The 25,411-nt window shown below is 32.5% G+C and carries 20 protein-coding genes; 2 read left to right on the forward strand and 18 right to left on the reverse strand.

Annotated features, from left to right (window positions below; genetic code table 11):
- Positions 1 to 21 precede the first annotated feature (21 nt).
- The 5 genes from EF514_RS06515 to EF514_RS06535 all read right to left on the reverse strand — a co-directional run bounded on the left by EF514_RS06515 (position 22) and on the right by EF514_RS06535 (position 10,594).
- Positions 22 to 1,365 carry a butyryl-CoA:acetate CoA-transferase gene (locus EF514_RS06515; RefSeq protein WP_127724629.1) on the reverse strand — a complete coding sequence of 448 codons (1,344 nt, stop codon included), beginning with the start codon at positions 1,363 to 1,365 and terminating at the stop codon, positions 22 to 24.
- 105 nt (positions 1,366 to 1,470) lie between these two features.
- On the reverse strand, positions 1,471 to 3,747 hold the full coding sequence (locus EF514_RS06520) for a heavy metal translocating P-type ATPase (protein ID WP_240649023.1): 2,277 nt from the start codon (positions 3,745 to 3,747) through the stop codon (positions 1,471 to 1,473).
- Positions 3,748 to 3,771: 24 nt separating this feature from the next.
- Positions 3,772 to 6,897 carry a UvrD-helicase domain-containing protein gene (locus EF514_RS06525; RefSeq protein ID WP_127724630.1) on the reverse strand — a complete coding sequence of 1,042 codons (3,126 nt, stop codon included), beginning with the start codon at positions 6,895 to 6,897 and terminating at the stop codon, positions 3,772 to 3,774.
- On the reverse strand, positions 6,894 to 9,605 hold the full coding sequence (locus EF514_RS06530; protein ID WP_127724631.1) for a PD-(D/E)XK nuclease family protein: 2,712 nt from the start codon (positions 9,603 to 9,605) through the stop codon (positions 6,894 to 6,896). Before EF514_RS06530 ends, EF514_RS06525 begins: the two co-directional genes overlap by 4 nt.
- Positions 9,605 to 10,594, reverse strand: a complete 990-nt coding sequence (locus EF514_RS06535; protein ID WP_127724632.1) for an RluA family pseudouridine synthase — start codon at positions 10,592 to 10,594, stop codon at positions 9,605 to 9,607. Before EF514_RS06535 ends, EF514_RS06530 begins: the two co-directional genes overlap by 1 nt.
- A 501-nt stretch (positions 10,595 to 11,095) precedes the next feature.
- On the opposite strand from EF514_RS06535, the gene EF514_RS06540 reads away from it, so the two are divergent.
- Positions 11,096 to 11,779, forward strand: a complete 684-nt coding sequence (locus EF514_RS06540; protein WP_127724633.1) for an endolytic transglycosylase MltG — start codon at positions 11,096 to 11,098, stop codon at positions 11,777 to 11,779.
- A 32-nt stretch (positions 11,780 to 11,811) separates the two neighbouring features.
- Here EF514_RS06540 and trxB read toward each other — a convergent pair whose 3' ends face one another.
- On the reverse strand, positions 11,812 to 12,771 hold the full coding sequence (gene trxB / locus EF514_RS06545) for a thioredoxin-disulfide reductase (RefSeq protein WP_127724634.1): 960 nt from the start codon (positions 12,769 to 12,771) through the stop codon (positions 11,812 to 11,814).
- Positions 12,772 to 12,849: 78 nt separating this feature from the next.
- Here trxB and EF514_RS06550 point away from each other — a divergent pair, with 78 nt between their 5' ends.
- Entirely contained in the window at positions 12,850 to 13,872 is a 1,023-nt protein-coding gene (locus tag EF514_RS06550) for a DUF2207 family protein (protein ID WP_127724635.1), read from the forward strand.
- Between the two features lie 28 nt (positions 13,873 to 13,900).
- Here the strand turns inward: EF514_RS06550 and EF514_RS06555 are convergent, their stop codons facing one another.
- The 12 genes from EF514_RS06555 to ilvN all read right to left on the reverse strand — a co-directional run bounded on the left by EF514_RS06555 (position 13,901) and on the right by ilvN (position 25,408).
- The gene (locus EF514_RS06555) at positions 13,901 to 14,485 is read right to left on the reverse strand and encodes a stage II sporulation protein M (protein ID WP_127724636.1); all 585 of its coding nucleotides are present in this window, start codon (positions 14,483 to 14,485) and stop codon (positions 13,901 to 13,903) included.
- A 3-nt stretch (positions 14,486 to 14,488) separates the two neighbouring features.
- A complete protein-coding gene (locus EF514_RS06560) occupies positions 14,489 to 15,238 on the reverse strand; it encodes a DUF3169 family protein (RefSeq protein ID WP_127724637.1) in 750 nt (249 codons plus the stop codon).
- Positions 15,239 to 15,256: 18 nt separating this feature from the next.
- On the reverse strand, positions 15,257 to 15,460 hold the full coding sequence (locus tag EF514_RS06565) for a helix-turn-helix transcriptional regulator (protein WP_127724638.1): 204 nt from the start codon (positions 15,458 to 15,460) through the stop codon (positions 15,257 to 15,259).
- A gap of 292 nt (positions 15,461 to 15,752) precedes the next feature.
- The gene (locus EF514_RS06570; RefSeq protein ID WP_127724639.1) at positions 15,753 to 16,916 is read right to left on the reverse strand and encodes a M20 metallopeptidase family protein; all 1,164 of its coding nucleotides are present in this window, start codon (positions 16,914 to 16,916) and stop codon (positions 15,753 to 15,755) included.
- 112 nt (positions 16,917 to 17,028) lie between these two features.
- Positions 17,029 to 18,051 (reverse strand): type 2 isopentenyl-diphosphate Delta-isomerase, encoded by a 1,023-nt coding sequence (gene fni / locus EF514_RS06575; RefSeq protein WP_127724640.1) that lies wholly within the window; start codon positions 18,049 to 18,051, stop codon positions 17,029 to 17,031.
- Between the two features lie 49 nt (positions 18,052 to 18,100).
- Positions 18,101 to 19,069: a gluconeogenesis factor YvcK family protein gene (locus EF514_RS06580; RefSeq protein ID WP_127724641.1), complete on the reverse strand. Its 969-nt coding sequence runs from the start codon at positions 19,067 to 19,069 to the stop codon at positions 18,101 to 18,103.
- Positions 19,070 to 19,073: 4 nt separating this feature from the next.
- On the reverse strand, positions 19,074 to 19,913 hold the full coding sequence (rapZ, locus tag EF514_RS06585; protein WP_127724642.1) for an RNase adapter RapZ: 840 nt from the start codon (positions 19,911 to 19,913) through the stop codon (positions 19,074 to 19,076).
- 81 nt (positions 19,914 to 19,994) lie between these two features.
- A complete protein-coding gene (gene murB / locus EF514_RS06590) occupies positions 19,995 to 20,873 on the reverse strand; it encodes a UDP-N-acetylmuramate dehydrogenase (RefSeq protein ID WP_127724643.1) in 879 nt (292 codons plus the stop codon).
- 257 nt (positions 20,874 to 21,130) lie between these two features.
- Positions 21,131 to 22,192 (reverse strand): branched-chain amino acid aminotransferase, encoded by a 1,062-nt coding sequence (locus tag EF514_RS06595; protein ID WP_127724644.1) that lies wholly within the window; start codon positions 22,190 to 22,192, stop codon positions 21,131 to 21,133.
- Positions 22,193 to 22,237: 45 nt separating this feature from the next.
- The gene (gene ilvD / locus EF514_RS06600) at positions 22,238 to 23,902 is read right to left on the reverse strand and encodes a dihydroxy-acid dehydratase (protein ID WP_127724645.1); all 1,665 of its coding nucleotides are present in this window, start codon (positions 23,900 to 23,902) and stop codon (positions 22,238 to 22,240) included.
- Positions 23,903 to 23,918: 16 nt separating this feature from the next.
- A complete protein-coding gene (gene ilvC, locus EF514_RS06605; RefSeq protein WP_127724646.1) occupies positions 23,919 to 24,914 on the reverse strand; it encodes a ketol-acid reductoisomerase in 996 nt (331 codons plus the stop codon).
- A gap of 11 nt (positions 24,915 to 24,925) precedes the next feature.
- Entirely contained in the window at positions 24,926 to 25,408 is a 483-nt protein-coding gene (ilvN, locus tag EF514_RS06610) for an acetolactate synthase small subunit (protein ID WP_127724647.1), read from the reverse strand.
- Between the last annotated feature and the right edge of the window lie 3 nt (positions 25,409 to 25,411).

Here is a 25,411-nt window from a genome sequence, read left to right on the forward strand (position 1 = left end):
AGGGGAAAATCCCCTTTATTTTTATCTCTTATTTGAATTTCTCCAAATACCTATTTTTTCCGCTTCTTTTATAAGTTCATCTCTAAATTGAGGAGCAGCAATATTTATAATTCCCTCTGCTCTCTCCCAGTTTGATTTACCCTTCGCATTAAACATTCCATGTTCTGTAACGATATAGTTAGTAATAGGTCTTGGTACTGTTATGGCACTTCCCGTTTCAAAATTAGGCACTATTCTTGACTCCTCTTGGTTTGTCTTCTTATTAAAGAATGTTGAGGACAGACATATAAAACTCTTTCCACCCTCTGACAAATAAGCTCCAAGTACAAAGTCAAGTTGTCCACCAGCTCCGGATATATGTTTAAATCCTGAACTTTCTGATGAAACCTGTCCTACTAAATCCACATTAACTGCATTATTTATAGATACAAAGTTATCAAGTTTAGAAATTATTCTTGCATCGTTTGTATAGTCAACTGGTGCCGCCATACATTGAGGATTATTATCTATAAAATCATATAATTTCTTAGTTCCGGCTGCAAAGGCGTAAGTTTGTCTAAATCTGTCAATATTTTTTCTTGAACCGTTTACCTTTCCAGCATTATATAAGTCCACAAAAGCATCTACAAACATTTCAGTGTGCACACCTAAATCCTTTAAGTCGGATTCGGCAATTAATGAACCCACTGCATTTGGCATTCCGCCAATACCCAATTGTATACATGCACCGTTGGGAATTTCATTTACAATTATTTCTGCAACTTTTTTATCTACTTCACCAAAGGAACCTGCAGGCAGTTCAGCCATTGGTGGATTATCTCCTTCAACTACAAAGTCAACGTCGGAAATATGAACTTCATTTTCAAAACCGCCAAGAGCTATTGGCAAGTTTTCATTAACTTCGACTATTACTTTATCCGCTGTTTCAATTACAGCCATTAGGTGAGAAGCGTTTAATCCCATATTAAAGTAACCGTGTTTATCCATTGGAGCTACAACTAAATAGGCAATGTCAACTTTGCTGTTTTCTCTATACAATCTCGGCAATTCGGAATATCTTAAAGGAATATAAAATCCTCCATCGGTATTATTTATTCTTCCTCTATCAGGACCACCCGCATGCCAGGAAAACCATACAAAGGAATCTCCATTAGGATCAGCTTTAAATATTTCAGGAACTGCTAAAAGCACTCCGCCTCTTACTATTACATCTTTTAACTCTCCGGCTCTCTTTGCCAGTTCTTTATCTATAGCTACCGGTGTTTGTCCTGCCCAACCATAATCAACATAGTCTCCACTTTTAACGAAAGATGCGGCTTTTTCAGCAGTAATCAATTTCTCATTGTACTCATTTTTGTAATCCATAACTATCCCCTTTACTTTAATAAATTAATATAAAATTTTTAGAATGTCTTCGCGAAAAAGGTAATCCTACTATGTTAAGAGTACCCTAATTTGTATTAATTTAATCTATTTTGCAGAAATCCCTTTAAAAAAATTTAATCTTAATGCATTTGTCACCACAAATAATGATGATAAACTCATTGCAAAAGCTGCCAACATTGGATTTAACTTTAAACCGAAACTATTAAAGAACAATCCCGCTGCAATTGGAATTCCAATGGTGTTATAAAAGAAAGCCCAAAATAGATTTTGTTTTATATTTCTAATTGTAGCCTTTGAAAGTTTTATGGCATTAATTAAATCCAACAAGCTGGACTTAATTAAAACTACATCTGCAGATTCTATTGCTATATCTGTTCCTGCTCCTATAGCCACGCCTATATCAGCTCTTGCCAAAGAAGGAGCGTCGTTAATTCCATCTCCTACAAAACAAACTCTCTGTCCTTTTTCAATATGCTCTCTAACTATTTGTTCCTTTTGTGCAGGTAAAACTTCAGAGTAAACTTCATCAAGTCCCAATTGCTCTCCTAGAGTTTCAGCTGTCTTCTTATTATCTCCTGTTACCATGGCAACTTTAATTCCCATGGACTTTAATTCCTCTACAGCTTCCTTAGAACTGTCCTTTAAAGTATCTGAAAGAGAAATAATACCTATAACCGAATCTTCATCGGCAAAGTAAATAGTTGTATAGGCCTTGGCAGAAAACTCTTCAATATAGTTATCATATTCAGAAGTATCAAATTCTTCCTCCATCATTAACTTTAAATTTCCTGTTAAATAATTTTTGCCCTTTACTTCAGCAATTACACCTAATCCTGCAAGAGCTTTGAAATTCTTTGCCTCTTCAATTTCCAAGCCCTGCTCTTCTGCATATCTAACTATGGATTTTGCCAAGGGATGCTCGGAATTTTTTTCCATTGAAGCTGCAATTTTTAGAAATTCATCTTTGCTCAACTTATTGGAAACCACTTCTCTTACGTTAAACTCTCCTGTAGTAATAGTTCCCGTCTTATCCAATAAGACAACTTCGGAATTGTGTAAATTTTCCAGTGACTCTGCAGACTTAAAGAGAATACCCAGTTTCGCTCCCTTTCCTGTTCCCACCATTATCGCCACCGGTGTTGCAAGACCTAAAGCACAAGGACAGCTTATAACCAATACGGAAATAGCCATTGAAATTGAGGTGTCCAGATTACCCGATTTCACCATCCAAGTTATAAAAGTTATTATTGCAATTACAATAACTGTCGGTACAAAAACACCTGAAATCTTATCAGCTAATTTTGCAATTGGAGCCTTAGTAGTATTTGCATCCTCTACTAACTCAATGATTTTTGCAATTGTAGTGTCCTCTCCCACATGTGTTGCTTCAAACTTAATAAATCCCGTTTTATTAGTAGTTGCCGCCATAACACTGGCGCCCTCACTTTTTTCAACAGGAATACTTTCCCCTGTAAGAGCCGACTCATCAATAGTTGTTTGACCGCTTATAATTTTACCATCTACAGGTATGTTGCTGCCGGGTTTTACCAAAATTACATCGCCTATTACTATTTCTTCAATGGGTATCTCAACTTGAACTCCATCTCTTTCCACTGTGGCAAACTTAGGCGTTAAATCCATTAATGAATTAATGGCGCTTGACGTCCTTTTTTTCGCCCTTGCCTCAAAATACTTACCTAAAGTAATTAAGACAAGTATCATTGCAGTAGATTCAAAGTATAGATCATGACCGAAATGAGCCACTTCTTCTATATTTCCATGACCGAAACCGTAAGCCATTTTATACATTACCATTATTCCATATATAAAGGCTGCCGAAGAACCTAAAGCAATTAGAGAATCCATATTGGGCATTCTATTCATCAATGCCTTAAATCCAATTCTATAAAATTGGGAATTTATAATCATAACCGGTATAGTTAAAAGTATTTGAGTAAGTGCCATTATCAATACATTTTCAGTCCCTGTTAAAATAGCCGGTTGAGGTAATCCCATCATTGAACCCATTGCAATATAAAACAACGGAATCATAAAGATAAGTGAGTACACTAATCTGTATTTCATCTTTGCCAATTCAATCTCATAAGGATCCTCTCTATCCATGGCTTTCCCGGCACTTTGACTTTCGCCTTTAATTGCCGCGCCATAGCCTGCAGCCTCAACAGCTTTTATAATATCGTTGTTGCTGATTTTTGAATCGTCAAACTCCACTGACATCGTATTAGATATTAAATTCACACTAACGTCACTGACAGATTCCAATTTATTTACACTTTTTTCAACGGCAAGTTGACATGCAGAACATGTCATTCCGCTTACATCATATTTTTGTTTCACCATATCACCTCTTTTAATTGATACCCATTATCTATTATAATATTTGAAATCCCTATGTTTTTCAACAAAATCTATAAAGTTTTCAAAATCCATAGTGACATAGTTAAGAGCATTTTTAGAAATATCCACATTGTATTCTTTATTGTCAGATAAGAATATCAGTTTTGCTCTACTAACCTTTTCACCGCTTATTTCCTCAAAGGCCTTTGTATAGATTTGTAACTGCGGCTCGTAGTACTTTATAACTTTCTCACCATAGTTGTAGGTGGACTTAAAATCAATAATTTCAATTTCTCCTCCCACCTTTCTCACTTGGTCAATATATCCGTGTATCACTCCATTATTTAATGAATAATAAAATTCATATTCACTATGAAGTACCTCACCCTTAAGACCCACATCATAATTTTTAAACTGAGCCTTTAAAAGTTCCACTACTTTTTCACTTCCGGCTATTCCATAAAACAAAAGCTCATTACTTATAAACTCATCTATATCTTTTGGATGTAACTGGGCATATTTATGAACTATATTCCCTCTGACAATGGGATCCAACAACTCATTTTCATAGACATATCCCTCTTCCAGCTTCACATCTTCCTTTAATATAAAAGTTCTATAGAAAAGCTCCGGACTCTTTTTAAAAGCCATAAAACTTGATGCCGAATAAAATCTCAAAGTCTTATACCTATCTATATATGACTCTCTTACTAAGGTATCTTTTTCTAAATTCAAAACCTTTGATAGAGACTTTTCTTCAGTAGAAATTTCTCTACTGTTTTCTAAATTAAACTCCGTTTTTTCAAAATCATTAAATTGAGATTTTTCTATTAAACCAAGATAGCTATTCTCTTTACTTATTAAATTATCTTTATTATCTTTATCATCTTTACTTTCATCAATTTCTACTTTAAACTTACTATTATTTCCCACCGGTAAAATTAAATTCTCAATTGCTCTAGTCATTGCCACATAAAGTATTCTGCCCTCTTCTTCAATTTGTTCCGCTTTATTTTCCCAAAGTACTTCTTTATACTTGGAATTTCTATTATCTATATTTATTCCCAATCCCTTACTTCCAAGTTGAATAAACTTATAGGAAATACCCTTAGTAAAATCTGCGTCCATTTCTGCAATTATTACAGTTTTATATTCAAGCCCTTTGGATTTGTGAATTGTAACAAGATTAACCTCTCCCCTTCTAGGAGGAGTATCAAGTTCCACCGTTTTTACATAATCTATAAAATCCACCAAACTATTGGAGTTTTCCTCTTGAAATTGAAAAGCCAAATTTACTAAATTATTTAAATTCTCCACAGCAAAATCGCCAAAGCAAACTTGAGCTATTTCAAAACATCTGTTGATTTCCAAAGATTTCAAAACCAATTCTCCAAGTAAACTTACATTTTTTAAATCTCTAAGTTCTTTTAATTTTCTAATGCCCTCACTGTACAGTTTTTCTTCACCGGAATCTAATAAACTTAAGTCAAAATTTAAATCCCCCTTCTCAACTAGGTAAGTTCCAATTAAATAAATGGAATTTTCATTTAACCCAACCATTGGGCTTTTTAAAAAAGCTAAAAAACTTAAATAATCCCTTTTATTTGACACTGCCTTAAGAAGAGAGAGAACGTCTCTTATTTCAGTCCTTTCAAAAAAACTTTGAGCAGTGTTGTTTACTTTAATTCCGGATTTTAAAAGTTCATTTTCATACTTTCCTATATTTTTCTTTTTCCTAAAGAGTATTGCAATATCTTCCGGACTTTCTCCTGATTTAATCAAATCTACTACACAAGCTGCAATTACCCTCTCTTCACTTTCACCTTCAAAAAAAATCGTCTTTATTTTTTTACCCTCTGTATTATAAGGTTCTAATGACTTGTACTTATCCTTTCCCATCAAATTTAAAAATATGCTATTAAAGGATTCCAAAAGCTCTTTTGAACTTCTGTAATTTATATTCATATCAATTTCCAAGCCGTTTTTAAATTTTAGTTCTTCTGTAAAACTCCTATACTGTTCCACATTTCCGCCTCTAAAACTATAAATCGCCTGTTTTTCATCACCGACTACAAATAAGTTTACACTTTGAGAAAAATTGTCAGTAAGAGCTTTTAATATCTCTACTTGAAAGGAGTTGGTATCCTGAAATTCATCAACCATAATATACTTATATTCTCTACCGTATCCCTTTTTTAAAATCTCCAAAGCTTTTAATTGTAAATCATCATAGTCTAAAAGAGCTCTTTGACTTTTTTTATCTTCATAGCTTTCTACAATATCGCCCAACATTTCAACTATTAACTCATAATATTTATAGTTGCCCCTCTCTAAGACACTTCTCAAGTTTACAATTTCTCTACTTATCTCATCTCTTAACTCAATTGCTCTTTCTTTTTTAGAACTCCCTAAATTATTTTCAATTTCTAAAAGACAATCCAAACTCTCTTCTTTTAAAAAAGTCTGTGTAGTTTCACTCTCATAAAAATCTCTAAATTTCGAACCAGGTTTAAGTTCATAATATTCTAAAAGTAAGGATTTTAATTTATTAAAGTTTCCTTTTTTTAAGCCATCGTTAAATTTTCTATTTCGCTCTTTAATTAAATCCACGTTTAAACTTTTATTTCTCATTGTATAGTAAAGAGTAATTAAAGTATCACTTAGTTCATTAAAATTTAAATAACCTTTTTCCAAAAGCAGTTCATATATTCGTAAATCCTCGCTAAACTTTCCTACCGTCTCTGCCACCGCTTCCTCTAAAAGTACTTTTGCCTCTCTATCTTCAGCAACAGTAAAAAGAGGATCGCAATTTGCAACGAGAGGATATTTCTTAATTAAAGAAGTGCAAAAACCATGAATCGTAAAAATTTGAGCTAAAGGAAAATTTCTATGGAGCCTATTAAACTTTTCATCTCCCTTTTCCTGCGAAAGAGCCTTTAAAATTCTCATTTTCATTTCATCGGCAGCTTTATTTGTAAAAGTAATGGAAAGCACTTCGTCATATTCCTTGCCCTCAGTTAAGTTTCCATTCTTTAAAATACTTATAAACCTCTCAGTAAGTACTTTCGTCTTTCCCGTACCTGCTCCTGCTGTTAAGGAAAGATTTCTGTCCAAGGTATCTACTGCACTTTGTTGTTTTTCATTTAATTTCACAAAATCACCTGCCTACATAAATCCCTATACTCACAGTTTTTACATTCATCGCCTTTAATTAAATCTCTATCCTTCCTTTTAAAATTTCCAGCTATTATTAAATTGATTATTTCCTCTACTTTATTCTTTGAATGTTCTATAATCTCTTCCAATTGACCTTCCTTTAATTTCCCTGTCAAGTGTCCGGCTTGAACTAGAACATCTTTGTATTCACCGCTTTTAATAATACCGTAGCGTGCCCCTACTACACCATTTCCCTGAGACATAATATAAAGCGGCAGTTGGAAAGCCTCACCCTTTTTAATCTGGCCAATGGATATTGCCCTACTTGATTTATAGTCCGTTAAAAGAGTTAAATTTCCATCTCTGTCAATTCTATCAATCCTACCCTTTATTACTATCTCTCCTAGTCTTAGCTCTATTGGCACTTCGAATTTATAGGGAATAAAATTTTCTCTAACAGCTAGATCCATTTCAATAAAACTCTTTAAAATAGACAGTACATTTTCATATTTTATTTTATCTATTCCGCCAAGTTCAACTTCTAAAGGAATATCCTTAAAAAGCTCAACTCTTACTATATGCTCTAAATAATCTTTATTTAATTCCATTGGATAAGCGCTAAAATATCTTTCCAAAACCTTGTGATAAAAATTACCCATATCTAAGTAAAATTCATCCTCATATTCTCTTCTCATCTCTTCAACGGCAACTAACCTTGAATAAAGATATTTATAGGGACACTCCACATAAACGTCAAAGTCCGAAACTGCAAAACTTCTTTTCTTAATATGGTTATTTAACTTTATTTTAGCATTGTCGCTTAATTTAGGTTCTTTATCTAAAAGCGTGCAATTTACTTTCTTTAAAATTTCCTTATAGTTAAGAAAATCTTCGCCCTTTCCATTTGCAATTTCTAAACTTTCAATTTCAAAATCTCTTAATAAACTTAAGGATAGTTCCAAAAGAGTACTCTCTTTTTCATTATCTATTTTTTCTGCCCCCTCAAATAGTTCAAAGTAAATACTTACATCTTCACTTTCCTCTAAAACATAAGTCTTATTTGAGTTGCCTACAATATTTAAAAGTAAGAGTAAACTTTTTTCAGCTATAAACTCCTCGCCTTCCTCCGGAAAATAATCCAGTTCTTCCTTTGACATAGCCGCAAAAATAAAATTTTTACCCTTTACATTGGGGTACTTGGAATCTAAGTTTAAAATAAAGCATTTCTTAAACTTAACTCCCAGTGCCTGTTCCACACCTAAGACATCAGGTGCATAATCGTTTATTTCTCTATAGTTAAAACCTTCAATATAACTTAACAATAACTCACAGTAATTTAAAAAATTATTTCCGATAAAATACTTGTCAAAGACTTCTATTCTCTCAAATATTCCCATTAAAAAATCAACGGCTCCAATATCTCTTTTTAGAATATCTATATTTTCAGTTTTTTGATAATTTTCATAAACTTCTTCCTTGGCATTTATCACTAACTCTTTGAAAAAATCACTATATTCTCCAAATGATAAATTATTACTTGGTAATTGTGAAAGTTTATCCAATAAATCTATAAATTCAGAAAGATTTTCGTTTTTTATATTAATAGTAATAGATGTATTTTCAATTAATTCGCTGAGATTATTAAAGTTGAGCTTTGCCACTTCATATTCCATTTCCTCTATAGCATCAGTTATTTTAAAATAATTTAATTTTATCCTCTTTAAAATGTTTTCACGACTTTGGTCTTGGAGATAATTTATTAAATCTACAAATTCTTTTATAAGTACTCCTTGATTTTGTACCCCCATTAACAAATTTACAGGTATATTTTCCATTTTAGCAACTTTTAAAAGTGAGTCCAGCTCTGAGGAAAAGGGGATTAGGGCAGTGCTCTTGCTATTTCCCCCATTAATTACATCCTTTTTTATCTCTTTAAATACTTCTCTTAAGTTCTCCTCGCCACCCTTTGAAATTAAAGAGATGCTGCCTATATTCTTTCTCTCCACTACAAAGCTTGAAATACTACAATTATCTCTTAAGTCCTTTTCTTTAAATCCCATTTTCTTAAATCTATTAACCATTGACCTAGCTAATTGTAAATCAGATAAAAAATAAGGTACATTTACAATTACATCAATGTTCTTTGAAAGCTTTTCCATTAAGTCATATTCTATTTCACTTAGGGAATAAAACTCATCTACAATTATTAAGTCAGCATCTACCCTATAGGTTTCTTTAATTTCTATTCCATCTGTTAATCTGTTTTCCTCTAGAAATTTCTCATAGTTTAAATATAAATCTGACACTTCCCTTAAAATTTCATTTTCAGATTCTAAAAAGACCTCAGGTTTTATTACATTTTCCTTTGCCTTGTTAATAAAATCCAACATCACTTCAATTAAGCCTTTGGAATATTTTAAATTTTTGTATCTCTTCTTTCTTAAAATTTTCCCTAAAATAAAGCCTTTGAAAACATCATCAATTAACAATCTTTCACTATTTTCATATCTGAGATTGTCAAAGGTACAAAAGTTAACATTTGAAAATCCCCTTAACTTTTCAATATAAAAGTTCTTTTTATTTTCAATTGAGGCTGCAGTAGGAACTATATATACAATTTTTTTTGAATTTTTAATATTCTCACTTACTATTTTAAATAATTCTTCATTCTCTGCGCTTAAATTTAATAAGTATATGTCCTTCATCACATTCTCCAAATATTTCTATCCTTAAAAATATCCTCTATAATATCCTCTTCCTTTGCTGGAAGGTTTAAATAAAAAGTCTTGTTTTTTAAATAACTTAACTCCCCTTCTATGTCTTTAAAAATTATTTTATAATTGTGTAAAAATTGACTATCATAGGAATATTTTCTATTAAATAACTCATTGTCCTTTCCTTTAAAATACTTTCTGTCTCCAACAATGGGGAAACCTTTACTCATTAAAACCGTTCTTATTTGATGAGTTCTCCCGGTTATTAAATTTACGCTTAATAGACTATAATCCACTGTGGAAGCAATTGTATTAAAAATCGTCTTAGAGTATTTCCCCTCTTCAACTTCTACTTTTTGAACCTTAACTTTATTTTTATCTCCATCTTTTACCAAGTAGGATTCATCTTTAAAATGTTTTGGCGTTTTACCATATACTAAAGCCAAGTAATACTTCTCTATGTTGTTTAACCTCATAGCTTTGTTTAAAATTCGCAAAGCTGCAGCATTTTTAGCTCCAATCAATATACCTGAGGTGTTTCTGTCCAATCGATTTACTAAAGCAGGCCTAAAGGTCTTTTCTGCTCTGGGATTAAACTCCCCTCTAGCTATTAGGTAATCAATCATCATATCCACCATATTAGTTTCAAATTCTCTTTTATCGTTATGAGTAAGTACACCTACAGGCTTATTTAAAAGAATTATATTTTCATCTTCAAAAATGACCCTTGGAAATTTTTTGCTTTTAAAATTTACCTTATCCTCTATAAACTTTTCCAAAGTCTCATCGCTAAAGTATAATCTTAATACATCTCCACTGTTTAAAAGAGTCTCAGGAGTTGTTTTCTTACCATTTAAAGTAATATTTTTCTTCCTTAAATTTTTATATATAAAGGACAAAGAGGCCTTTTTTAAATATTTCTTTAAAAATCGATCTACTCTTTGTCCCGAATCATTTTCATTTACAATAATTTCTTTCAAATTTTTTCCTCATTTCCTAAATTATATTAATATTTTAACATTAAATAGCTCCTTTAGACTAAATAATAGTAATTTTTTAATTTTATCTATAAATTTTTACAAAGTATTAAGTTGTTCTAATTTAAAAAGCCCTCTTCGCCAAATATTTATTGCCTTATCTTTAATATGTAAGTATATTAGCCATTATTATATGTGACTTAATTTCAAATCTAACTTTACCTTAAAATGAAATTATTAGATAAATTACTTTCTTAAATTATTTTCCCCATATTTGAAAAATTTTTTATATTTCTGTTATAATATTAAAAGTCTATTAAATACCAACTTATTATTAAATTTCCTAAATTAGTATTTGATTTTATAGATTAATTGTGGGGCGTTTTTAATTAATATTGTGATTTAATAGATGATGCCTATTACAGACAATTCTATACTTATTTGTTATAATATAGTATATTCACATTATTTGTGAAAGAGATTACTTTTAAGAAGGAGATTATTTTGAAAATATTTAATGCAATTGCTGATTTCTTCTTTAAAATAGTTAGAATTTTAATTGTTTTACTTGTAATTTTTATTTTAGGTTTCCTTATAAAATGGAAAATGGATACCTTATATATGCAAAATATAGCGCAATCTAAAATTACCTTTACTATTAAAGATGAATTCAATAAGACATATAATGATATTAAAAGTTTATTTGTTAAAAATGAAGAAACACAGGCAGTTCTTCCCGTAGTGGAAGATACCGTATCCAAGAACATGGTACAAGTTACAATCCCTCAAGAGGCCACTGTTGACGATATTGGAAGAGAACTCATAGATAAAAAATTAATGACAGATTTAAATGCTTTTAAAAATTTAGCTTACAATATGGGATTGGAAAATAAATTTGTACGTGGTACTTACGAAATAAATAAAGACTCTAAGATAAGAGATACAATTTTAATCCTTACAAATACTCAATCTAAAGAATTTGAAGTTGAAATAAGTGAGGGTGCTGCTGCAGATGCTGTAGGAAAAAAACTACAAAAAATGGGAATAATAGAATCTGCCGATGCTTTTGCCGCACAATGTAAAAAGCTTGGTTGTTTCTATAAATTTAAACCGGGAACCTATACAATTGAAACTCCTACAAGAGTTATTAAAATAATTGAAACTATGACAGGAGAAAAATACAATTAAAAACTCACCTCTTCGGAGATGAGTTTTTCTTTCTATATTTGTTTTTCTTCAAAGGCCTTATATACAGTTCCCTCTTGTTCAGCTATATATTTTTCCGCATTTACAGCCGCAATTGCCCCATCAGCAGTTGCAGTTACTACTTGTCTTAAGTTCTTTACTCTAAGGTCTCCCGCTGCAAAAACACCCTCTATATTGGTATTCATATCTTCATCGGTTTTAATATAGCCCTTTTCCATTTCAATTTGCCCTTCAAAAATTTGAGTTTCAGGAATAAATCCTACAAAAATAAATATTCCAAAAGGTCCATCAGCTTGTTTTATACTTGTAAGTTCACCGGTTTTTAAGTTTCTTAGCACAAGTTCTTCAGCTATTTTGTCCCCTTTTATTTCCTCAACTACACTGTCCCAAATAAAGTCGATTTTTTCATTACTAAAGGCTCTGTCTTGAAGGGATTTAGCTGCTCTAAGTTCATCTCTTCTATGAACAATGTAAACTTTTTTGGCAAATTTAGATATAAATAAAGCCTCATCCACCGCAGAATCTCCACCGCCTATTACATACACGTCAAAGTCTTGGTAAAAAGCAGCATCACAAGTTGCACAATAGGATATACCTCTTCCTTCAAAAATATCCTCACCGGGAAAACCAAGCTTTCGCGGGGTTGCACCTGTTGCTATTATTACAGTTTTCGCCTCATATTCCTTTTCTTTAGTCTTTATTTTCTTTATTTTATCTTTAAGATCAGCCTCTATAACTTCATCAGATACAAACTCAGCTCCAAAAGATTCCGCCTGTTTTCTCACTGTATGAGAAAGTTCAAAGCCTGAAATATTTGGAGTTCCCGGATAATTTTCTACGTCAGTTGTATTTGAAATCTGACCTCCCTCTATACCTTTTTCTATTACAAGAGTTTTCAACTTTGCTCTTGCGCCATAAAGTCCAGCAGTAAGTCCTGCAGGTCCTGCTCCCAATACTATTAAATCATATAACATATGCTAGCCTCCTTCCATTTTATTATACCCTAATAAATTCTTTAATAACTTTATGATATAATTTATCCGAGGTGGATTATGAGATTATTTACAACTTTATTTTTAAATACTTTATCTGTAAAAGAAAATAGTTTAGTATCAAAAGAGAACTTTATACTAAGTCCCTTTCAGTTAAATATTTTAGTTCTGGGAACTTTTTTACTACTGCTACTTTTTATTTATTTCCAATTTAAAAAGTTCAAAAGTCTGGACAGATTAAATTTACCCGTAAATAAAACAGCTTTAAAATTAAATCCTGCACAAATAGGAACTTTAATAAAGGGAAATTTTCAACCTGAACAATTTATCTTGGCTACAATATTAGATTGGGAAAGAAGAGGAATTCTAAATTCAACTTTTGAAAATAAATTAAATTCAAAGGGCAAAGAAAGAAGAAATTACATTTTTAAAAAGACAAATCCTATAACAACACCTATGTCAAAAGATGAAAAATTTTTATATGATAATATTTTTAAATTTGGAGACGGAGATAGTTTCAGTACCGAAAATTTAAACTCATATAGAAAAAAATCTCCAAATGAGTTTAATGAATTTTTTAATAAATATTTAAATTTAATTAAAAGTGAGCTTGTGGAAAAGGGATTGCTTTTTGAAAAATCTTCAAATTTCACCTACTCGATTTTCTCTGCTTTATTTTCTATAATAGCTCTTTCCATTTCAATCTATGCCCTAATTTCTACTAAGATAGCATTAATTAATATATTATTCTCCATTATGCTTTTCATCTTATCAACTGTAACTTTATTTAAAAGACCAACTTTGGGCAAGGAGCAATTTAATATATACAATAAAATATACCAATCAATGTTAAATAAAAATCTTAAGGCTGAAAACTTTTCAAAAGGAGAAAGAGAAAAAATTATAATCTATGCAGTTTCTTTTTCCATAAATTATAATGACATTGAAAAATTAGGCGATGACTTAAATATTGATAAGAAAAACTTCATTCCAATCTTTTGGTCAAGTCCAGAAGAAGTTAATATAGTAAGTACATTTAACAGAGCCTTACTGGGAAATCCTTCAGGTTCTCGCCAAAAATAATTGTAAATTAAAAGAGGTCTTAGGACCTCTAAAAATTTACTTTCATTAAAATCAAAGGAGTAATATAGGCTTCAACTACAGCGGCAATTATTAAAAGCGGAATAATTTTCTTTAAGTAGGTTGTTAATATATATTTTAATAAAACTTTAATCTCCACAGCATCTCTTCTGAAAATTTTCTTAATTAAAGTTATACATAGCATAGTACCTAAAGAAGCTCCTAAAACCAATGCCGGTATTTCAAATATCCCGTGAGGTAAAATTCCAAATACCATTGACCTTAAAAAATCTCTTTGAATTAGTACCGGCAGCATTCCTATTATCATACCATTTAATATAAGTGAGAATATTGGAATAAATAAAAAAGGTATAAATCCCATTACTGTCATTACTGCTACAGCTCGTATATTATTTAAAAACAAAGACACCCCAAAATTCTTGAAACTACTAGTATCTAAATTATTCATTATTCCATTTATAGTTTTCCCAAGTATACTTCCTATTACTTCACTATTTGATTTTGCCCAAAAATAAGATCCCACTACTGAAATTAGAAACGCAATTGAAGCAAATACAATAATTTTCCTTAAAGTTTTTTTATATTTTAAATCCATTTTTCACCTACTTTTCTTAACTCCTGTATAATAAGACAAGGTTAAAATTATCCAAACAAAGGTTAGAGATAATATGGCTAAAATACCTCCCTTTATTGCCATTGCTATTATAAAAATCCCTCCTATTAACAAAGGAATTATTCCATTTAATTTCCTATATGCCTCAAATCCAGCCTTATATATTTGCATCTTTTCAAATTCATCACAACTGTTTAAATATTCATCTAAAAACTTAGAGTCCAGTACATTGCCCTGTATTTTCGGATTTAATTTCTTATTGTAATCCACAATTTTTTTACTTATAAATAATTGATATAAGAGAAAAATAATAAACTGCATTGTTATAGTTAAAGGATCTAATACTTGTAAATAGTTCGGTTCAATCACAATTGATAATATATAACTAATATATAGTGCAAATACAAGAGCTGTACTAATAGTTGATAAAATCCCAAGTTTCTCTATATAATTTTCCGCTATTTTATACTTTAATTCAAACTGGCTATCATCTAAATTATCTATATCTATAATAATCCCCCTCGACTTTAATAAAAAATATAAACTACTTAGAAATGAAACTCCTATTAAAGCATAGTATCCATAGGGTCCATATTTTAAAAAATTCATAATTAAAAATTCACTTACACTTAAATTCTGCACTGCACCGGCAAAAAAGCCAAAAAACCCGCCCACTATTGCAGATATTATTACCGTTGCAATAAATTTTAATAATATTTTTTTATCTTTACTCATCTCTTCCTCCAAAATAAATTAATCTTCTTCCAAGTAAAATATTTCCTCAAGGGGAACTTTAAAATAATAAGCTATTTCCAAGGCAAGTGTTACAGAGGGAGAATAATCTCCTCTTTCTATGGCACTTATAGTCTGTCTAGAAACTCCTACCATCTTTCCCATTTCCTGTTGATTTATATTTTCTCTTGCCCTATACATCTTTAAATTATTCCTTAAATGCATTTTTATCTCCTTTGACAAATAAGTTATACACTTTGTAAACTTTATTTGATTTTTTGACAAGTTAACTTTACATATATTATAGCTATGACAACTTTCCTTGTCAAGGATATTTTAAAACAAGTTGCAATAATATTTCATTGCAACTTAAGTTTTAAATATTTAATTATATAGTAAAATCTAATTCATTCCTTATAAACAGTTGATTTCTATCAATTATTTAAAACTATAATTTCAAAGGAAAAATCACAATACCTAGCTGCTTAATATTAAAAAAGCGACTTTTCAGTCGCTTCTAATCTTCTAATCCCAATAAAGCCAATTCCACGTGCATCTTCACACCATATACAAAGGCTTTTTCATCAATTTTAAATTTAGGATGATGGTTTACATACTCATATCCCTCTTCTGCACTACCTCCACTTAGTATAAAGTAGCCGCTTGGCGCAATTCTTCTATAAAATGAAAAGTCCTCACTACCCATTTGCTGAGGTACATCCATATAATTTTCTTTGCCCACAACTTTTTCTGCAGCTTTCTTAATTTTATCAACACATTCCTTGCTATTTATATTTACATCATAGCCTTTCATATATTCAAATTCATAAGTTGCACCATTTGCCTTACATATTCCGTCTACAATTTCCTTAAATCTCACTTCTATTAGTTCCCTTGTCTCTTCAGACAAATTTCTAACTGTAAACTTTAAATTAGCAGTATCGGGTATTATATTTTCAGCAGTTCCCGAATTAAAAACACCACAGCTAATTACTGCTTTTTCAAAAGCATTTACATTTCTGGAAATAATCTGATTTACATTTATTACTATCATTGAGCCTATCATAATTGGATCTATGGACTTTTCAGGCATTGAACCATGAGCTCCCTTTCCCTGAATTTTTATAGTAACAGTATCTGAAGATGCCATTATTGGTCCTTCATTAGATAAAATATATCCAACGGACATTCCCGGCATTATGTGTAGGCCGTAAAATTCATCAACGTCATCAACCATATGAGAATTTACAATTTCTACCGCTCCTCCCGGAGGTGACTCTTCAGCATGTTGAAATATAAGTTTAACTGAACCCTTTAAACTTTCTCTATTATTTGCAAGAATTTTAGCCGCTCCTAAAAGCATGGCAGCATGGGTATCATGACCACAGGCGTGCATTACACCTTTATTTTTAGATTTAAATTCCACATCTGACTCTTCTTCAATTGGCAATGCATCTATATCTGCTCTTAAAGCTACAGTCTTTCCTTTGTCATTTCCCTTTATCACACCTATTACACTGGTAGGTGTCGGCTTTAATATTTCTATACCACCTATTTTCTTAAGCTCTTCTTCAATATAGGCAGAAGTATTATATTCTTTAAAAGACATCTCAGCATTCTCATGAAACCATCTTCTCCAACTTAGAATTTCCTTTTCATCTAAATATTTTTCTATGTTCATAAAGGTCCCCTTTCAAAATGTATTTCTATGAATATTATAACTCTAATAAAATAATTTAGCTATTTAACAAATTTATTTACAATAAAAAAGCGACCCTTAAGTCGCATTTAAATCATTTATCGTAATCCACTAATTCTCTTAGTTTTCCCGTAACTCTATAGTTTACATTTTTAAGTTCTTCTATATTTTTAGCGCCTGTTAAAAGCATAATCATCTTCGTTTTATAAATTATGTCCTCAACGTACTTATAAGCATATTCATACCCGCCATGGATTAAATAACTTAATAATTCACCGCTTATTGCAGCAATAGATGCTCCTAAAACTATACTCTTTACTAAATCCAAGGCGTTTTTAATCCCCCCTGAACCTATTAGTACAAGGTCATCATATTCAAGGGCACTTATTTCAATTAAGCTCATTGCCGTAGGGATTCCCCAACTATACAACTCTGATAGATCATTTTCCGGAGTTCTTAAATTTTCAATTTCTAAAAAATTTGTTCCGCCAAATCCGGATATATCAATATATTTAACTCCAACTGAATAGAGCTTTTTAGCTACATCCTTTGATATACCAAAACCGACTTCTTTTACAATTACAGGTACGTCTACTTCATTTACTATATTTTCTATATTCGAAAGTATATTTTTAAAGGATCTGTCTCCCTCTTCCATAGATAACTCTTGGGCAGGATTTAAATGAATTTGAACTCCATTGGCATCTATCATCTCCACCACTCTTTTAGCATCTTCCACTGTGGAATGTCCATTTATATTTGCCAATAAAATTCCATCTCCTATGGTCTTTCTGGCACATTGAAAGGATTCAGCAGTGTCTTCATCTTCCAAGGCTATAGTTTGAGAACCCACAGCCATTGGAATATTAAAATTCTTTGCAATACGAGCCAACGAATTATTAATATCCTGAGAAAATTCATTTCCACCTGTTATTGCATTTATCAACAAGGGAAAATCCACTTTTTTATCCAAAAACATTACTGAAGTATCTATCTCATTAAAGTCTATTTCCGGAAGAGAATTGTGATATAAAAAAATATCTTCAAACATTGGATTTCCTATATACGTCGTGCGGAGATAATTTTCTATATGCTCTCTTTTCCTATATTTTCTCATTTTATTCCTCACCCCTAATTAGATAAATAATACCATTATTTTAAGTTTTTTACAATATTGAGTGTTTTCTTAAAACAGCTCCTATTTTTTCTCCACTATGTCTTATATAGTGATGGTCATTTTCCAAAAAATCTCCTTCAATAAGTTCAATGGATCTCTCCTTTAAAAAATCAATATCTTTTTTATCCACTTCTATAATTGAGGAATCATCTAATTCAAAATAACTTTCCAAAAGCATTTTTCTCGGACTGTAGTTATTGGCCATACATATGTCAAACATGCCTTCATAACCGTGTTTTTCCAAGGCTTCCACATGCATTCTTAAAGTGAAATCATCTGTCTCTCCACGCTGAGTCATAACATTTGAAATATATATTTTTTGGGCCCTGGTTCCCTTTAAGGCTTCTACAATTCCCTTTACTATTAAATTGGGAATTATAGATGTATACAAACTCCCCGGTCCAAAAAGTACTGCATCTGCACTTAGTATTGCAGCTACCGCCTTTTCATTTGCACTTGGTATATGAGGAAATAAACTCATCTTTTCAATACTTGTTCCTAAACTTGCACACATTTTAGGAATTGTAGATTCTCCTATACACTTATCACCATTTTTAAATTCGGCAACTAAATGCACATTATCCAAAGTTACCGGGACTACCTTTCCGGTAATTCTCAAAACATTTTCCAATTCAATAAGGGCATTATCAAAACTTCCGTATATTTCACAAAGAGCGGCAATTAAAAGGTTCCCAAAATTTTGCCCTTCTAAATTTCCCGTCTCAAATCTATACTGAAGCAGTTTTTCCATTACAGGTTCTGTATTTGCCAACGCAATTAAACAGTTCCTCACATCACCTGGAGGAAGCATTCCCAAATCTTTACGCAGTATTCCGGAACCCCCTCCATCATCTGTCATAGTAACTATGGCAGTAATATTTGAGGTGTATTTTTTAATACCCTTTAAAAGCGCCGAAATTCCCGTTCCGCCTCCAATTACCACTACTTTTTTATTCATAAAATCAACCTTTATCTCTATGAGTGACAGTTACATTATTACCTAATGCTTTTAAAATTCTGCCCACTTCATTAGCTATTACAACTGACCTGTGAAAACCGCCTGTACAACCAAATCCCACCACCAATACAGTCTTTCCCTCTTTTAAATAATTTGGAATTAAAAAGGTTAACATATCCACACATTTTGCGATAAATTCTCTAGTAACCTCAAAACCCATAACGTATTTTTTAGTTTCTTCATTTTCTCCATCTAAGGGCTTTAAGTCCTCTAAATAATAAGGATTGGGAAGGAACCTAACATCAAAAACCAAGTCGGCATCTTGAAGAATTCCATATTTAAATCCAAAGGAAGTTATGGAAATTTTTAAAGCATCTTCCTTGTCAACTTTCAAAATATCCCTTATGGCTTTTTTTAACTGTTGATTACTTAGCTCAGAGGTATCTATTAAGTAATCAGCCCTTGACTTTATCTCTTTTAATATTTTAGTTTCTTCTCTATAACCTTCAACTATGGATTGGTTTAAAGGATGAGGTCTTCTTAACTCTTTATATCTCTTTATAACTACATCTTCTCTGGCCTCTAAAAACATCACCTTGTAGTCTATATTCATTTCCTCTAATTGATTTAAAGAAGCTGAAAAATCATCAAAAAACTTTCCGCTTCTTACATCTACAACTACACATACCTTATTAAAATAATTAGTGGCAGATGCAATTTCAGCAAACTTTGGCATTAATGCCGGAGGCAGATTATCCATAGCATAGTAACCCAAATCCTCTAAAACATTTAAAGCCTGTGATTTTCCCGCTCCGCTCATTCCCGTAATAACAAGTATTTCCATAAACTCTCTCCTATACAATCCTAGCTAACTTCTAAAATAACTTCTTTTGTAAATAAAAGACACAGTTTTTCAACTATGTCTTTAAATATACTTAACTTCCCTGACAAGTTTTACATTAAAATTATCATATACTACCTTTTGGACAATTTCTATAGTTTCTTTTATCTCCTTAGAGGTTGCATTATTCTTATTAACTACAAATCCGCAATGTTTCTCGCTAATTCCAGCGCCTCCATGAGTAAAACCCCTTAAGCCGCTATCATCAATTAACTTTCCTGCAAAATAACCCTCAGGTCTTCTGAAAGTTGAACCCGCACTTGGCATATCTAAAGGTTGCTTATCACTACGCCTTTTCATCAAATCCTCCATTTTGGATTTTATTTCCTCATAGTTTCCCTTGTTCAGTTTAAATTTTGCACTTAAAACTATATAGCCTTTCTCCTGTGCAATACTTTGTCTATAACCAAAGTTCATCTCTTTATTATCCAGTTCAATAATATTTAAATCATTATCCAGTAACCTTACGCTTTCAACTACATCTTTTAACTCTCCATCATAAGCTCCGGCGTTCATTATTACTCCACCGCCTACTGAGCCGGGGATACCGTGGGCAAACTCCAATCCCTTTAAGGATTTTTCCAAAGCATGCTCTGCAACTTCCCTTAAAGTCGCACCTGCAGAGGCAGTTACAAGGTCTCCACTTACGGATATGTCCTTTAAAACACCCTTTAGCATTATTACTACTCCGTCAAATCCCTCATCTTTGGCCAGGACATTTGTGCAATTTCCTAAGACGATATGCTTTAGATTTCTTTCTTTGCAAATCTTCAAAGCGGAAATTAAATCCTCCTCACTTTCCGGAAATAAGATTAAATTTGCCGGTCCGCCGGTTTTAAAACTTGTATATTTTTTTAAAGGCTCGTTTTTTAAAACTTTGCCGTATTTTTCAAATTCTTTCATAAAACACCTCTAGTAAAATTATACTATAATAAGTTTCCGTTGAACAATAAAATAAAGATATTATTAGTCTACAAGCATAAAGATATTACCTTTCATTAAATTATAGTATACCCATTATAACTTTAATATCTTTTTTTGAGAACTTATAGAAAGTGTAGATGACTATATCTTTAGCCTATAAGGTGTTACTAATATTTATAATTATTAAATAAAAATAGAAGTCGAATCTAAATAAAATCCGACTTCTAAAGTAAATATTAAACTTCCACTTGCCAACCTTCCGGTCCTTTTTTTCTTCCCCATTGAATATCTGTAAGTTCATTGTAAAGATAGTTGCTAATTTCCCCAATCTCTCCATTGTTAACTATTATTTCAGTTCCTTCATAAAATAATTCACCTACAGGACTTATTACTGCTGCCGTTCCTGTTCCGAATATTTCAAGCAGCTTTCCTTCTTTGTGTAAAGTCAATATTTCCTCAATGGAAATTCTTCTTTCAACTACTTTTTTTCCTTCACTTTTTAACAACTCTATAATTGACTTTCGTGTTATTCCGGGAAGTATACTGCCGCTTAATTCAGGAGTCATTATTTCATCTTCTGTTACAAAAAATATATTCATAGAACCTACTTCTTCAATATATTTTCTATTAACTCCGTCAATCCATAAAACTTGAGAGAACCCTTTTTCTTCCGCTTCAACTTGACTCTTTAAACTTGCGGCATAATTTCCCCCGGCCTTTGCAGTTCCCAGTCCTCCCTTTACCGTACGCACATATTTATCTTCCACATAAATTTTTATAGGCGCCAAACCGTCCTTATAGTAGGGACCGCTTGGACTTAATATTATCATCAGCAAATAAGAGCCGCTTGGATGTACTCCCAGTTTAGGATCAATTGCAATTACAAAAGGTCTAATGTAAAGAGATGCCTCTTTAGAATCAGGTATCCAATCTCTTTCCAAATCTATTAATTTTTTAAGTGCTTCCACCATAAATTCTTCATCTATTGGAGGAATGCAAAGCCTATCGTTAGATCTGTTCATTCTTTTAAAGTTTTCATCAGGTCTAAATAAAAAAACTTTGTCTCCATTCCTATAGGCTTTTAAACCTTCAAATATAGTCTGTCCATAGTGCAAACACATTGCCGATGGAGGTAGCGAAATATTATCATAGGGGACGATTCTTGCATCGTGCCATCCCGTATCTTCATCGTAATTCATTAAAAACATATAATCAGTAAAATACTGACCAAATCCAAGATTATTTACATCTTTTATCTTTTCTTTGAGTTCTTCTCGCTCTTCAAATTTAATATTCATATTCCCTCCTCTGTGTTTAACTATAGAAATAGTCGCTGTTCTATACTATTCCAATATAGCTCCTCTGTCTGAGCTTGTAACCAATCTTTGATACCTTCCAAGCCAGCCTTTGATTTTCTCCTGTTCCTTCGGTATGAAGTTCTTCATTCTGTTTTCAAGTTCTTCATCAGTGATTTTTAAATTTAGTGAGTAGTTCGGTATATCTATTTGAATAATATCTCCCTCTTCAATTATTCCAATAGCTCCGCCGGCACTTGCTTCCGGAGAAACGTGACCGATTGAAGCCCCTCTTGAAGCTCCTGAAAATCTTCCGTCAGTAATTAAAGCTACGGATTTATCCAATTTCATTCCCGCTAAAGCACTTGTAGGATTTAACATTTCTCTCATACCCGGACCGCCCTTTGGTCCCTCGTACCTTATTACTACTACATCACCGCTTTTTATTTTTCCTTCATATATTGCCTTAATAGCCATATCTTCGCTGTCAAAAACTCTTGCAGGCCCTTCATGAACCAACATTTCATCCGCTACTGCACTTCTCTTTACCACGGCGCCTCTTTTTGCTATATTTCCCCATAAAATAGCAAGTCCGCCCGTTTCTGAGTAAGGCTCTTCTATAGGTCTTATAACCTTATGATTTTTAATATAACAGTCTTTAATATTTTCCCCTAAAGTTTTTCCTGTCACAGTGATTAAATCGGTATGAAGCAGATTTCTCTTAGTTAATTCCTTTTGAACCGCACCTATTCCTCCTGCAACGTATAGCTCCTCCATATGAGTAGGTCCTGCAGGAGCTAAGTGACAAAGATTTGGAACTTTCTCACTTACTTTGTTTATTAAATTTAAATCCAAAGGTATTTCCGCCTCATTTGCTATTGCCAATAAATGAAGTACTGTGTTTGTAGAACATCCCAGTGCCATATCGCAAGCAAGGGCATTTTCCACTGATTTCTCAGTTATTATATCTTTGATTTTAATATCCTCTTTTAATAGCTCCATTACCGCCATTCCGCTTTTTTTAGCAAGAGCAAGTCTTTGAGCATATACTGCAGGTACAGTACCATTCCCCGGAAGTGCAAGACCAATCGCCTCTGAAAGACAGTTCATACTGTTGGCAGTGTACATGCCCGCACAGCTTCCACAACTTGGACAAGCGCTTCTTTCTATTTCTCCAAGTCTTTCTTCAGTAATCATTCCCGCCTTGTAGCTACCCACAGCTTCAAACATATATGACAGACTTATTTCCTCTCCATCATTTAGCCCCGCAAGCATAGGTCCGCCACTTATTAAAACAGTTGGAAGATTAAGTCTTAATGCTCCCATAATCATTCCAGGTACTATTTTATCACAGTTCGGTACCAAGACCAAAGCATCTAATCCATGAGCTATTGCCATTGACTCAACACTGTCTGCAATTAACTCCCTACTTGGGAGGGAATACTTCATTCCTATATGTCCCATGGCAATTCCGTCGCATACACCTATTGATGGAATAGTTATTGGAGTGCCACCATTCATAAGCACTCCTGTCTTTACACTTTCTACAATTTTTTCAAGATGAATATGTCCCGGAACTATTTCACTAAATGCACTTATTACTCCCACTAAGGGCCTGTTAAGTTGCTCCTCAGTATATCCCATTGCATAAAATAAACTTCTGTTAGGAGCCCTTTCAGGCCCCTTTATTACATTGTCGCTTTTTAAATTCATAAAATTACCCCTATACTTATTTTTTCAACCAGCTCATCATTCCTCTTAGTTCTTCCCCTACTTTTTCAAGTTGATGCTCAGATTCTTTTCTTCTTGTGCTTAGGAAGCGAGTTTTTCTTCCTGAAGAGAATTCAGTCATAAATTCGCTTGCAAATTTTCCTGTTTGAATGTCGTTTAAAACCTTCTTCATATTTGCCTTGGTATCATCGGTAATAACTTGTTTACCTGCAATATAATCCCCATATTCAGCCGTGTTTGAAATGGAATGTCTCATGCCGGCAAAACCACCTTCATTTATCATATCTACTATTAATTTCATTTCATGGATACATTCAAAATATGCCATTTCAGGTTCATAACCAGCCTCTACAAGAGTTTCAAATCCAACTTTCATAAGTTCAGTAACGCCACCGCAAAGTACAGCTTGTTCTCCAAACAAGTCGGTTTCAGTTTCCTCTTTAAAAGTGGTTTCTAAAATTCCGGCTCTTCCCGCTCCAATTCCTGAAGCATAAGCCAATGCCTTTTCCTTAGCTTGACCTGTTGCATCTTGGTACACTGCAATTAGTGACGGAACTCCGTGACCTTGTTCATACTGACTTCTTACAGTATGCCCCGGTCCCTTTGGCGCAACCATTATTACATCAATATCCTCTTGCGGTACTACTAGGTTGTAGTGGATATTAAATCCGTGCGCATACATTAAAGTATTTCCCTTTTCCATGTGCGGTTCTATTTTTTCATGATATAAATCAGCAGAAATTTCATCTGGTACAAGCATCATAACCATATCTGCGCGTTTAGCCGCTTCATCTACGTTAAAAACCTCTATTCCAAATTCTTCAGCCACTTTTCTGGACTTACTGTTTTCAGCAAGACCAACTATTACATTAACTCCACTTTCTTTTAAGTTAAGAGCATGTGCATGTCCTTGACTTCCAAATCCCATTATTGCTACAGTTTTGTTTGATAGTACCTCTAAGTTACAATCCTTGTCATAATATTTTTTTACCATTTCCATTCCTCCTAAATTCTTTTCATTCCTGTTACACCAGTTCTACATACTTCCAATATTTCATAATCTTCATTTAACAATTTTAAAAATGCATCTACTTTATCGGGTTTACCCGTCAATTCAATTATCATACTATTTGGAGATAAGTCCACAACTGTTGCCTTGTAAATCTTTGCAACTTCTGCAATTCTTCCTCTCTTTTCTTCATCTGCTTTTACTTTTATCAATACAATTTCTCTAAAGACACATTCTTTTTGATTTAGCACCTCTATTTCAACTACCTCTTCCAATTTATCTGTTTGAGAAACTATTTGATGCAGTTCATGTTCCTCCACAACTACTGTTAATGTTATACGAGAATATCTCGGGTCATTAGTTACAGACACCGTAAGTGTTTCTATATTAAAACCTCTTCTTGCAAATAAGGAAGATATTCTAGCTAAAATTCCCGCATTGTTTTCCACTAATATACTTATTACTTCAAAATTAGCCATTTT

It is taken from the genome of Anaerosphaera multitolerans (assembly GCF_004006535.1).
Classification (GTDB): domain Bacteria; phylum Bacillota; class Clostridia; order Tissierellales; family Peptoniphilaceae; genus Anaerosphaera; species Anaerosphaera multitolerans.

Bases quoted from the DNA above. Each gene is read 5' to 3' on its own strand.
- EF514_RS06515 (WP_127724629.1), bottom strand. From the start codon at position 1,365: ATGGATTACAAAAATGAGTACAATGAGAAATTGATTACTGCTGAAAAA.
- EF514_RS06520 (WP_240649023.1), bottom strand. From the start codon at position 3,747: ATGGTGAAACAAAAATATGATGTAAGCGGAATGACATGTTCTGCATGT.
- EF514_RS06530 (WP_127724631.1), bottom strand. From the start codon at position 9,605: ATGAAGGACATATACTTATTAAATTTAAGCGCAGAGAATGAAGAATTA.
- trxB (WP_127724634.1), bottom strand. From the start codon at position 12,771: ATGTTATATGATTTAATAGTATTGGGAGCAGGACCTGCAGGACTTACT.
- EF514_RS06550 (WP_127724635.1), top strand. From the start codon at position 12,850: ATGAGATTATTTACAACTTTATTTTTAAATACTTTATCTGTAAAAGAA.
- EF514_RS06555 (WP_127724636.1), bottom strand. From the start codon at position 14,485: ATGGATTTAAAATATAAAAAAACTTTAAGGAAAATTATTGTATTTGCT.
- EF514_RS06560 (WP_127724637.1), bottom strand. From the start codon at position 15,238: ATGAGTAAAGATAAAAAAATATTATTAAAATTTATTGCAACGGTAATA.
- EF514_RS06565 (WP_127724638.1), bottom strand. From the start codon at position 15,460: ATGCATTTAAGGAATAATTTAAAGATGTATAGGGCAAGAGAAAATATA.
- EF514_RS06570 (WP_127724639.1), bottom strand. From the start codon at position 16,916: ATGAACATAGAAAAATATTTAGATGAAAAGGAAATTCTAAGTTGGAGA.
- fni (WP_127724640.1), bottom strand. From the start codon at position 18,051: ATGAGAAAATATAGGAAAAGAGAGCATATAGAAAATTATCTCCGCACG.
- EF514_RS06580 (WP_127724641.1), bottom strand. From the start codon at position 19,069: ATGAATAAAAAAGTAGTGGTAATTGGAGGCGGAACGGGAATTTCGGCG.
- rapZ (WP_127724642.1), bottom strand. From the start codon at position 19,913: ATGGAAATACTTGTTATTACGGGAATGAGCGGAGCGGGAAAATCACAG.
- murB (WP_127724643.1), bottom strand. From the start codon at position 20,873: ATGAAAGAATTTGAAAAATACGGCAAAGTTTTAAAAAACGAGCCTTTA.
- EF514_RS06595 (WP_127724644.1), bottom strand. From the start codon at position 22,192: ATGAATATTAAATTTGAAGAGCGAGAAGAACTCAAAGAAAAGATAAAA.
- ilvD (WP_127724645.1), bottom strand. From the start codon at position 23,902: ATGAATTTAAAAAGCGACAATGTAATAAAGGGGCCTGAAAGGGCTCCT.
- ilvC (WP_127724646.1), bottom strand. From the start codon at position 24,914: ATGGTAAAAAAATATTATGACAAGGATTGTAACTTAGAGGTACTATCA.
- ilvN (WP_127724647.1), bottom strand. From the start codon at position 25,408: ATGGCTAATTTTGAAGTAATAAGTATATTAGTGGAAAACAATGCGGGA.